This window comes from Clostridium isatidis (assembly GCF_002285495.1).
In the GTDB taxonomy this organism is placed as follows: Bacteria; Bacillota; Clostridia; order Clostridiales; family Clostridiaceae; genus Clostridium; species Clostridium isatidis.
This window is the reverse complement of the sequence record NZ_CP016786.1, coordinates 2,859,502-2,869,927: the sequence shown is the minus strand read 5'-3', so window position 1 is coordinate 2,869,927 and position 10,426 is coordinate 2,859,502. Positions and strand designations below refer to the sequence as shown.

The 10,426-nt window shown below is 28.1% G+C and carries 12 protein-coding genes; all 12 read left to right on the top strand.

What is annotated here, in order from left to right; all coding sequences use genetic code 11:
- Positions 1 to 529: 529 nt before the first annotated feature.
- The 12 genes from rpmH (at position 530) to BEN51_RS13650 (ending at position 10,360) form a co-directional block, all read left to right on the top strand.
- On the top strand, positions 530 to 664 hold the full coding sequence (gene rpmH, locus BEN51_RS13705) for a 50S ribosomal protein L34 (RefSeq protein ID WP_119866542.1): 135 nt from the start codon (positions 530 to 532) through the stop codon (positions 662 to 664).
- Between the two features lie 56 nt (positions 665 to 720).
- Positions 721 to 1,074, top strand: a complete 354-nt coding sequence (rnpA, locus tag BEN51_RS13700) for a ribonuclease P protein component (protein ID WP_119866541.1) — start codon at positions 721 to 723, stop codon at positions 1,072 to 1,074.
- Positions 1,071 to 1,283: a membrane protein insertion efficiency factor YidD gene (yidD, locus tag BEN51_RS13695; protein WP_207652786.1), complete on the top strand. Its 213-nt coding sequence runs from the start codon at positions 1,071 to 1,073 to the stop codon at positions 1,281 to 1,283. Before rnpA ends, yidD begins: the two co-directional genes overlap by 4 nt.
- Positions 1,284 to 1,293: 10 nt before the next feature.
- The gene (yidC, locus tag BEN51_RS13690; protein WP_119866540.1) at positions 1,294 to 2,040 is read left to right on the top strand and encodes a membrane protein insertase YidC; all 747 of its coding nucleotides are present in this window, start codon (positions 1,294 to 1,296) and stop codon (positions 2,038 to 2,040) included.
- 36 nt (positions 2,041 to 2,076) lie between these two features.
- Positions 2,077 to 2,700 (top strand): RNA-binding cell elongation regulator Jag/EloR, encoded by a 624-nt coding sequence (gene jag, locus BEN51_RS13685; protein WP_119866539.1) that lies wholly within the window; start codon positions 2,077 to 2,079, stop codon positions 2,698 to 2,700.
- A gap of 175 nt (positions 2,701 to 2,875) precedes the next feature.
- Positions 2,876 to 4,255 (top strand): tRNA uridine-5-carboxymethylaminomethyl(34) synthesis GTPase MnmE, encoded by a 1,380-nt coding sequence (gene mnmE / locus BEN51_RS13680; RefSeq protein ID WP_119866538.1) that lies wholly within the window; start codon positions 2,876 to 2,878, stop codon positions 4,253 to 4,255.
- A 15-nt stretch (positions 4,256 to 4,270) separates the two neighbouring features.
- On the top strand, positions 4,271 to 6,148 hold the full coding sequence (gene mnmG / locus BEN51_RS13675; protein ID WP_119866537.1) for a tRNA uridine-5-carboxymethylaminomethyl(34) synthesis enzyme MnmG: 1,878 nt from the start codon (positions 4,271 to 4,273) through the stop codon (positions 6,146 to 6,148).
- Between the two features lie 18 nt (positions 6,149 to 6,166).
- Positions 6,167 to 6,886: a 16S rRNA (guanine(527)-N(7))-methyltransferase RsmG gene (gene rsmG / locus BEN51_RS13670; protein WP_119866536.1), complete on the top strand. Its 720-nt coding sequence runs from the start codon at positions 6,167 to 6,169 to the stop codon at positions 6,884 to 6,886.
- Positions 6,887 to 7,096: 210 nt separating this feature from the next.
- Complete coding sequence (gene noc, locus BEN51_RS13665) at positions 7,097 to 7,873, top strand: nucleoid occlusion protein (protein WP_119866639.1); 777 nt, start codon at positions 7,097 to 7,099, stop codon at positions 7,871 to 7,873.
- 290 nt (positions 7,874 to 8,163) lie between these two features.
- Entirely contained in the window at positions 8,164 to 8,925 is a 762-nt protein-coding gene (locus BEN51_RS13660) for a ParA family protein (protein WP_119866535.1), read from the top strand.
- 13 nt (positions 8,926 to 8,938) lie between these two features.
- Positions 8,939 to 9,784 carry a ParB/RepB/Spo0J family partition protein gene (locus BEN51_RS13655; protein ID WP_119866534.1) on the top strand — a complete coding sequence of 282 codons (846 nt, stop codon included), beginning with the start codon at positions 8,939 to 8,941 and terminating at the stop codon, positions 9,782 to 9,784.
- 78 nt (positions 9,785 to 9,862) lie between these two features.
- Positions 9,863 to 10,360 (top strand): DUF4446 family protein, encoded by a 498-nt coding sequence (locus tag BEN51_RS13650; protein WP_119866533.1) that lies wholly within the window; start codon positions 9,863 to 9,865, stop codon positions 10,358 to 10,360.
- The last annotated feature ends 66 nt before the right edge of the window (positions 10,361 to 10,426 follow it).

The window sequence follows — 10,426 nt, the reverse complement described above, 5'->3', positions numbered from 1 at the left end:
TACATATCCTCCATAAAAATTTTTTTATAAAATTAATAACAATTACTCAACAATTTTATTAACAGACATAAATAAATGTTGATAAGTTTAAAAATAATATGAACATGTTAATAATTATGTTTATTAAAATTAAAACAAAAAAATATTCACAATATAATTATGTACAAATATTAACATTGTTAACACAATAAAAGCCCAGTATTTAAGAGAAAGTTCTAAAATTTTGGTAAAATATTAATAAAAATAACACAAATTATCCACAAACATATCCACAATTGTGGATAACCTTTGAAGTAAATAAAATTATTCACAGTCAATATTAATAATAACATAAGTTAAATGGTGTATTCAATAAGTTATCCACAAAAAGTGGACAATATTATATATTTTATCAACAGAAATTAGAAAATTATATTGTATTGACATCAAAACTTGATATATATATAATAATAAGGTGAATTTAATAATTAGGATTATAGTAATTTGCTATAGATCTATAGAATTTTTTATTTAAAGGGGGTGGAATGATATGTTCATGACATACCAACCAAAAAAGAAACAAAGAAAAAAAGAACATGGTTTCAGAAAAAGAATGAAAACTAAATCAGGTAGAAATGTTCTTAAGAGAAGAAGACAAAAAGGTAGAAAGAGATTAACAGCATAAGGGCCGCATACAGTGGCCTTTTTCTGCAAGGCAGAAAAAAGGAGACTGAATTTCCAATGGTATACAGAATAAAAAAAAATAATGAATTTAAATTGGTGTATAGAAGAGGAAAATCAATAGCTAATAATCTTTTAGTTTTATATATTTATAAAAACAATAAAAATAAAACAAAGGAAAACATTTCCTATAATAGGATAGGGATATCTGTTAGTAAAAAAGTTGGCAATAGTGTAGTTCGAAGTAGAAGTAAACGATTGATAGCTGAAAGTTATAGATTGAATAAGGATAATTTAAAAGATGGATATGATTTTGTTTTTATTGCAAGAAATGCAATAAAAGGAAAGGATTATTTTGAAGTTGAAAATGCTATGAAGAAACTTTTTAAAAAGGCAGGATTATATAAGGAATGATAAAAAGGATACTTCTAAAATCTATACATTTATATAGGAAATATATTTCACCTATGAGACCACCAAAGTGCATATTTGTTCCGAGTTGCTCTCAGTATGCTATTGAAGCAATAACCAAATATGGATCACTAAAAGGTGGATTTTTAGCTATAAAGAGAATATTAAGGTGTCATCCATGTTCCAGGGGCGGGTATGACCCATTAAAATAAGGAGGTTACTATGAACGGTTTAACGCAATTCTTGACTAATGCTTTTGAAGGACTTCATGACTGGATTATTACATTATTTAATATGGAACCAAGTGGAGTATCCTATGTATTAACAATTGCAATATTTACATTAATAATAAGATTATTAATATTGCCATTAAACATAAAATCTAGTAGGTCAAGTGCAAGAATGCAAGAAATTCAACCACAATTAAATGCGATACAAAAGAAATATGCAAATGATCCTAAAAAAATGCAAGAAGAATATAATAAGTGCTTAAAAGAAAATAATGCTAGTATGTTTGGTGGATGTTTACCATCCTTGTTACCATTACCAATCTTATTTGCATTGTATGCTGTATTTAATAGTATAAGTCCAGATGCAATGAAAAGTGCATCTTTCTTATGGATACCAAACGTATTTGAAAAAGATCCAATATTTATATTACCAGTTTTAGCATTCTTAAGTACTTATTTACCAACAATGCTATTAAGTAAAGCAACCCCTAAAACAGAAAATGGGCCAAATATGGGAAGCATGAATATAATGATGGCTGGTATGATGGGAATTATGGCTTTAAATTTTAAAGCGATTTTAGTTATTTATTGGGTAATTGGCGGAGTAATTCAATTAATACAAACTTACTTTGTAAATTATTTACCTGCTAAGAAGAAGCAAAAAGAAAAAGAAGAACTTGAAAAATACAAAGTTATGGAAAATGCAAAAAAAGCAACACCAAAGACTAGAAAAAGATAATAAAGAGATAGGATTTTACTAGGTGGTGAATAGGGTATGAAAATATTAGAAATGACAGGTAAAACTGTAAGCGAAGCTTTACAAAATGCTTTAAAAGAGCTGAATTTAACTGAAGACAGGGTAGATTACGAAGTTTTAGATGAGGGAAGCAAGGGTTTTCTTAATCTTATAGGAAGTAAGCCTGCAAGAATAATTGTAAAAGTAAAAAGAGATTATAAAGAAGAGGCTAGGACATTCTTAAGAAGTATTTGTGATAACATGGGAATAAAGGCTGAAATTAGAATAAGGGAAGAGGATGATTCTCTTTATATAAATTTAAGTGGTCCTAAAATGGGATTAATTATTGGTTATAGGGGAGAAACCTTAGATGCACTTCAGTATTTAGTATCTTTAGTAGTAAATAAAAATCATGATGAGCCATATAAAAAGGTTATCTTAGATACTGAAAATTACAGGAAGAAGAGGGAAGAAACTCTAATAAGAGTTGCTGAAAAAACTGCCTATAAAGTAAGAAGAAGTAAAAGATCTTATAAGTTTGAGCCTATGAATCCTTATGAAAGAAGGATTATACATTCAGCATTACAAGGTAATGAATATGTTTATACCTTCAGTGAAGGTGAAGAACCATATAGAAGAGTTGTTGTAGATATTAGAAAATAAAGGTAAGGAAGCCTATGGCTTTCCTACCTTTATTTATTTTGACTAAATATAAATAGTTTTGTACAATGAATATTAGTTAAAAAGGGATATAATATTAAATACGAAAATCGGTGTTAAATGAATATTATAGACACTTTTATATAGAGGGATAATATAAGAAAAGGAGGATAGAAGCATGAGAGAATTTGATACAATAAGTGCTATATCAACTGCCATAGGCGAAGGTGGAATTGCCATTATAAGAGTTTCGGGTGATAGAGCTTTAGATATTGTTTCAAAGATATTTAGAGCTAAAAATGGCAAGGATATAAAGGATATGAAGACCTACACTATGAGATATGGTCATATTATTGATATAGATACAAAGGAGCCTATTGATGAAGTTATTATTAGTTTTATGAAAGGTCCAAGAAGTTATACTGCTGAAGATGTAGTAGAAATTAACTGTCATGGAGGTGTTACTTCAACTAATAAGGTTCTTGAAATGACAATCAAGGCAGGAGCTAGACTAGCTGAGCCTGGTGAATTCACTAAAAGAGCATTTTTAAATGGAAGAATAGATTTATCTCAAGCAGAAGCAGTTATGGATTTAATTAGTGCAAAAACAGACTTAGCAATGAAATCTGCATTAATGCAAAGTAATGGTTCCTTATCTAAGGAAATAGGTAGATTAAATGAATATTTACTAAATGTATTAGCTTTAATTGAGTATGCAGTAGACTTTACAGAAGATGAGGAAGAAATTGACCCTAGCATACCACCTAGAGTAAGTGAGAGCTTAGAAGAAGCTCTTAATAATATAAATAGATTAATGAAAAATGCAGATGAAGGAAGAATTATTAGAGATGGATTAAGTCTTGCAATTGTAGGCAAACCTAATGTGGGAAAGTCATCTCTACTTAATGTATTATTAAGGGAAAAGAGAGCTATTGTAACGGATATTGCTGGAACAACAAGAGATGTAATTGAAGAATATATTAATTTAGATGGAATACCAGTAAAAATTATTGATACAGCTGGAATTAGGGAAACAGAAGATATAGTAGAGAGAATAGGTGTAGAAAAGTCTAAGGAAAAAATAGAAGAGGCTGATTTAGTTTTATTAGTATTAGATATTTCAAGAGAATTAGATAAGGAAGACTATGAAATTATAGAGGCTGTAAAAAATAAAAAATCTATTCTTTTATTAAATAAAATTGATTTAGAAAATAAAATTGATTTAAACTCATTAAATAATTTTGAGTATAAAATAAAAATATCGGCAAAAGAAGACTTAGGAATAGATAAATTAAAGGAAGAAATAAAAAACATGTTCTTTAATGGAACTATTGATAGCGAGAGCTTAGTTATTTCTAATTCAAGACATAAGCAGGCTTTAATAAGAGCAAAAGAAAATTGTGAGAAAGCTATTATTAGTGTTAAAAATAATGAATATCTTGATTTGGTTTCTATATATGTAACTTCGGCATTAAAAGCACTAGGGGAAATTACAGGTACAGAATTAGAAGAAGATTTAGTTAATAAAATATTTAAGGAATTTTGTTGTGGAAAGTAGGGAGAAGTAAGGAGAATGGGAAGATACAACGCAGGACAATATGATGTAGTAGTTGTTGGAGCTGGCCATGCTGGTTGTGAGGCAGCTTTAGCTTCTGCTAGAATGGGATTAAAAACATTAGTATGTACAAACAACTTAGATTCAATAGCAATGATGCCATGTAATCCTAATATAGGTGGTACTGCAAAAGGGCATTTAGTAAGAGAAATAGATGCTTTAGGCGGTGAAATGGGAATTAATATAGATAATACATATATACAATCTAGAATGCTTAATACCTCAAAGGGACCAGCAGTTCATTCACTAAGAGCACAAGCAGATAAAAAGAAGTATCAAAATAGAATGAAGCAAGTTCTAGAAAATCAAGAAAATTTAGATTTGAGACAATTAGAAGTAATAGAATTAGATGTAGAAGATGGAAAAGTAAAAGGCGTTTTAACAAGAAACGGCGGATATTTTTCAGCTAAAGCGGTAATATTAACAACTGGAACTTATTTAAGAGCAAGTATAATCATTGGAGATGTTAAATATAATAGTGGGCCAAATGGATTAGCTGCTGCAAATGAATTATCTAAATCATTAATAGATTTAGGAATATCCTTAAGAAGATTCAAAACAGGTACACCTGCGAGAATTAATAAAAGATCTGTTGACTTTTCAAAAATGATAAGACAACCAGGAGATGAAAAAATAGTTCCATTTTCATTTATAAGTGGTGATATTAGCAGAGAACAAGTAGATTGTTGGCTAACATATACAAGTGAAGATACCCATGAAATAATAAAAGAAAATATAGATAGGGCTCCGATGTATAATGGATTAATAGAAGGAGTAGGCCCTAGATACTGTCCGTCAATTGAAGATAAGGTTATGAGATTTCCAGATAGAGATAGACATCAATTATTTATTGAACCAGAAGGAGAAGATACCCAAGAGATGTATATAGGGGGAATGTCATCATCATTACCAGAAGATGTACAGATAAAAATGATAAGAACTGTTCCTGGTTTAGAAAATGCTGAAATATTAAGAACTGGTTATGCTATAGAGTATGATTCAATAGATCCAACTCAATTAAAACCAACTCTTGAATTTATGAATATCGATGGTTTATATGGCGCTGGACAATTAAATGGCAGCTCAGGTTATGAAGAAGCAGGAGCTCAGGGAATAGTTGCAGGTATTAATGCTGCTTTAAAAATTAAGGGAAAAGAACCGATGATTTTAACTCGTTCAGATGGATATATAGGAGTTCTTATAGATGATTTAGTTACTAAAGGAACAAATGAACCTTATAGAATGATGACTTCTAGAGCTGAATATAGACTTCTTTTGAGACAAGATAATGCTGACTTTAGATTAACTGAAATAGGATATAGAGTTGGTCTCGTAACAGAAGAAAGATATCAAAAGTTCTTACAAAGAAAAAATGCGGTTGAGAGTGAAGTAGAAAGATTAAAAAATCTACAAATAACAAATAAAAAAGAAGTGAATGATATATTAATTTCCTTAGGATCAACGGAACTTAAAAAGCCAATAAGCTTTTATGAACTTATTAAAAGACCAGAACTAGATTACTTTAAATTAGCCTCTTTAGACCCAGATAGACCAGAATATAACGAAGATATTGGTGAACAAATAAATATAATTACTAAATATGAAGGATATATTGAAAGTCAGTTAGAGCAAGTAAGACAATTTAAGAAATTTGAAAAGAAATTAATACCAGAAGAGATAGATTATAATGATGTTAAAGGATTAAGAACAGAAGCTATTCAAAAGCTTTCTAAAATAAGACCTATAAGTATAGGTCAAGCATCAAGAATATCAGGAGTTTCACCTGCTGATATATCTGTATTATTAATTTATTTAGAACATAAATATAAAAAATAAATTTCTTTGGAGGAAATAATGGAATTTTTTCAATTAATGAAAGAAGCTTCTTTAGAGGCAGGGATTGACTTATCAGAACATCAATATGACCAATTTATAAAATATATGAGACTTCTTCAGGAATGGAATGAAAAAATAAATTTAACAGCCATTACAGAGGATGAAGAAATAATAAAAAAACATTTTATAGATTGCATAAAAGCATTTAAATCGGAAGCTATAAAAAATGCAAAAAACATAATAGATATTGGAACGGGTGCTGGCTTTCCTGGCCTGCCTATAGCTATTATGAATCCTAATGTTCAGGTAACATTATTAGATTCTTTAAATAAAAGGATCAATTTTCTTAATTTGGTTATAGGAGAATTAGGCTTAAAGAATGTTATAACAATACATTCTAGAGCTGAAGATGGAGCGAGAAATAAGGAACTTAGGGAAAAATTTGATGTTGCTACTTCTAGAGCAGTAGCAAATATGGCTGTTTTATCAGAGTTTTGTCTTCCTTATGTAAGAATGAATGGTTATTTTGTTGCCTTAAAAGGACCTGCTATAGAAGAAGAATTAAAAGATGGACAAAAAGCAATAGATGTTTTAGGTGGAGAACTGAAGGGAATTATAAAAGTAAATATAGAAGGATCTGATTTGAATCATAATATTGTAGAAATAAAAAAGATAAAAGTTTGTCCTAAAATATACCCAAGAAAAGCAGGAACTGTAAATAAAAAACCAATAAAATAAAAGTATATTCTACAAAATTGTACAATAAAAAAAGTCGATAAATAATATATGAATAATTTATATATTGAGATTTGTAAATTATTAAGATTTAATATATGAATTTGTCTTACAATATTAGGGAACAAAAAGAAGGAATTTAGAGAAGAAAATAGAATTTTTAATTTATTGAAAAAACGGTGATTCATAATAGTAGGGGATGGTTGATTGCATATGAATAAGGAAATTACTAGTATAAGAGTTGATAAGATATTTCCAAATACTTATCAGCCTAGAAGGTTTTTTAATGAGGAAGCACTAGAAGAATTATCTGAATCTATAAAAACACATGGAATAATACAACCTATTACAGTTAGAAAAAGAGGGGAAAATTATGAATTAGTAGCAGGAGAAAGAAGATGGAGAGCTGCTAGAATGGCAGAAATTGAAGAGGTACCTTGTAATATTATAGATATTACAGATACTCAATCTGCCGAAATTGCATTACTTGAAAACCTTCAAAGAGAAGATTTAAATTTTATTGAAGAAGCAGAAGCTTATTATAATCTTATCCATGATCATAAATTCACACAAGAAGAATTAGCAAGAAGAATGGGAAAAAAGCAATCTACTATTGCTAATAAATTAAGATTATTAAAATTGAGCTCAAGGGTTAGAGAACTTTGTGTTGAACATAAGCTTACAGAAAGACATGCAAGAGCTTTATTATCTTTACCAGATGAAGAGTTACAATTAAAAATTATTGATAAAATAATAAAGAACTCTTTAAATGTTAAGGCTACAGAAGAGGCTATTAATAAGGAGCTTCTAAAGTTAGCTGGTGAGGAATTAAATAATAAAGATAAAAAGAAGGTAAAGAGTGTATTTCCTGCTAAATTATATGTTAATACAATTAAGCAGGTTTTTAGTAAATTTAATATACCTGCAGAATATAAATTTAAGGATAGTGAGGAATTTATTCAAGTTACAGTTACTATACCTAAAAAATAATATTTAATAACATAATTTTCATATAATTAATATAATTGACTATTAACTTCAGCAAATGGTAGTTTATTTATCACTAACATAAAGTAATAAATAAATTATTTTTGCTTGTTAATTGTCAATTTTTTTATGTAAATTTTTTTGCAAACCTTATATTTGAAAAAATAAATTATAAATTTTAATTATATTATAAAGATATATAATAAATTTATTATGTTAATCTTTTATTATGAATTAAAAGTATATATAATAATATTAGGGAAGGGGGTGAAGCTCTAAAAATAGAGCTTTATATGAAGAAAATTTGCATATTCAATCAAAAGGGTGGAGTAGGAAAAACAACAACTAATATAAATTTATGTGCATATCTTGCACTAGAAGGCTATAGGGTATTAACAATAGATATAGATCCACAAGGAAATACAACAAGTGGATTAGGTTTAGATAAGAGAAATTTGGAATTATCAATGTATGATGTATTAACAGCAGATGCATCCCTTAGGGAAGTAATAATTCGAAGTGAATTAGTTCAAAATCTTTATATAGCACCATCTACAATGGAGTTAGCAGGAGCAGAGGTTGAAATTATTGCTAAAGAGGATAGAGAAAGTATTTTAAAAAACAAGATAAAAGAAATAGAAGATGAATATGACTTTATTTTTATAGATTGTCCTCCTTCGCTAGGAGTATTAACAATAAATGCATTAACTTCTGTAGAATCTGTTCTTATACCTATACAATGTGAATTTTATGCTTTAGAGGGTGTAGGTCAATTAATAAATACTATACAATTAGTTAAGAAGTCATTAAATAAGAAGCTAGAAATAGAAGGTGTAGTAATGACCATGTATGATTATAGAACTAATTTGAGTAATGAAGTTTATGATGAAGTTAAGAATTTTTTTAAAGACAAAGTATATAACACAAAGATACCTAGAAATATAAGATTGGCAGAGGCGCCAAGTTTTGGACTTCCAATAATGTTGTATGATGAGAAATGTAAAGGTGCTGATTCTTATAAGTCTTTAACTAAAGAGTTTTTAAGTAAACAATAAGTAGGTGAAGAAAGTGAGTAAAAAATTTGCATTAGGTAAGGGATTAGGAGCATTAATTCCTGAAGATATAAATAATAAAGAAGAAGCTGAAAAGAATTTAATTAGTATAAACTTAATTAGAAGTAATGATGAACAGCCTAGAAAAAACTTCGATGATGATAAAATAGCTGAATTAGCACAATCAATAAAAGAGCATGGAATAATTCAACCTATAATAGTAAATAAAAAGGATGACTATTATATTATAGTTGCTGGAGAAAGAAGATGGCGAGCAGCTAAACTTTTAGGTTTAAAAGAGGTTCCTGTACTAGTTATGGATTTAAGTGAAAAAAATATTTTAGAAATTTCCTTGATTGAAAATATTCAAAGACAAGATTTAAATCCTATAGAAGAAGCAATTGCTTATAAAAAATTGTTAACGGATTTTAATTTAACTCAAGAAGAATTAAGTAAGAGAATTGGGAAATCTAGAGTTTCAATAACTAATACTTTAAGATTAATGAATTTATGTGATACTGTTAAGCAATATCTTATTGATGAAGTGATTACAGAAGGACATGGAAGAGTATTATTATCAATTACAAATGAAAAGTTACAATGTGAATTGGCTCAGAAGGTTATAGATGAAAATCTTTCAGTGAGAGATTTAGAAAGATTAATTAAAAGTTTAAATTCAGAAAAAAAAGAAAGAAAGAGAAAAACAGAATTAGATCCTTATTATAGAGATATCACAGAAAGATTACAAGATTATCTAGGGACAAAAGTAAGTATAAGCAATAAAAATAACAAAGGAAAAATTGAAATTGAATATTATTCAAATGAAGATTTACAAAGAATATTAGAAATAATGAACCTATAATGTTTCACGTGAAACATTTTATTATTAATGTTTCACGTGAAACATATTTTTGATAATACTCAAAAGGAGGAACAATTGATGGAAAATATATTAAACATAATAAATGAATATTCTTCATTTATTATAATAGGTCTACTAATCATAACAATTTTACTTTTTATAGTTGTAATATCATTATATAGTTCGGTAAATAAATTAGAAAAAAAGTATAGAAGACTTATGAGGGGAAGTAATAATAAAAACCTAGAGGAACTTATAGCTTCTAAGCTTGAAGAAATAGATAAGTCTATGAAAGCCTCTGAAGAAGCTTTAAATAAATACGAAGATTTGAAAGAAGAAATGAAGAGCTGTGTAAATAAAATAGCTATTATGAGATATAAAGCCTTTGAGGATGTAGGAAGTGATCTAAGTTTTTCAATTGCAATTTTAGATTCTTATAATGATGGAATTATTTTAACAGGTATATATTCAAGACAAGATAGTAGAACTTATGCTAAGCCAGTAGATAAGGGAATATCAAGATATGAGCTTTCTGAGGAAGAAACTTATGTATTAAATGAAGCAATAAATAAATAGTTGTATAAAAAATATAGACAATAAAAAGGGAGCTATTTCAAGATTAATTTGAATAGCTCCTTTTTT

Excerpts from the sequence above, each read along its gene's own strand:
- BEN51_RS13660 (WP_119866535.1), top strand. The coding sequence starts at position 8,164 with ATGAAGAAAATTTGCATATTCAATCAAAAGGGTGGAGTAGGAAAAACA.
- yidC (WP_119866540.1), top strand. The coding sequence starts at position 1,294 with ATGAACGGTTTAACGCAATTCTTGACTAATGCTTTTGAAGGACTTCAT.
- mnmG (WP_119866537.1), top strand. The coding sequence starts at position 4,271 with ATGGGAAGATACAACGCAGGACAATATGATGTAGTAGTTGTTGGAGCT.
- rsmG (WP_119866536.1), top strand. The coding sequence starts at position 6,167 with ATGGAATTTTTTCAATTAATGAAAGAAGCTTCTTTAGAGGCAGGGATT.
- rpmH (WP_119866542.1), top strand. The coding sequence starts at position 530 with ATGTTCATGACATACCAACCAAAAAAGAAACAAAGAAAAAAAGAACAT.
- noc (WP_119866639.1), top strand. The coding sequence starts at position 7,097 with ATGAATAAGGAAATTACTAGTATAAGAGTTGATAAGATATTTCCAAAT.
- rnpA (WP_119866541.1), top strand. The coding sequence starts at position 721 with ATGGTATACAGAATAAAAAAAAATAATGAATTTAAATTGGTGTATAGA.
- BEN51_RS13650 (WP_119866533.1), top strand. The coding sequence starts at position 9,863 with ATGGAAAATATATTAAACATAATAAATGAATATTCTTCATTTATTATA.
- mnmE (WP_119866538.1), top strand. The coding sequence starts at position 2,876 with ATGAGAGAATTTGATACAATAAGTGCTATATCAACTGCCATAGGCGAA.
- jag (WP_119866539.1), top strand. The coding sequence starts at position 2,077 with ATGAAAATATTAGAAATGACAGGTAAAACTGTAAGCGAAGCTTTACAA.
- yidD (WP_207652786.1), top strand. The coding sequence starts at position 1,071 with ATGATAAAAAGGATACTTCTAAAATCTATACATTTATATAGGAAATAT.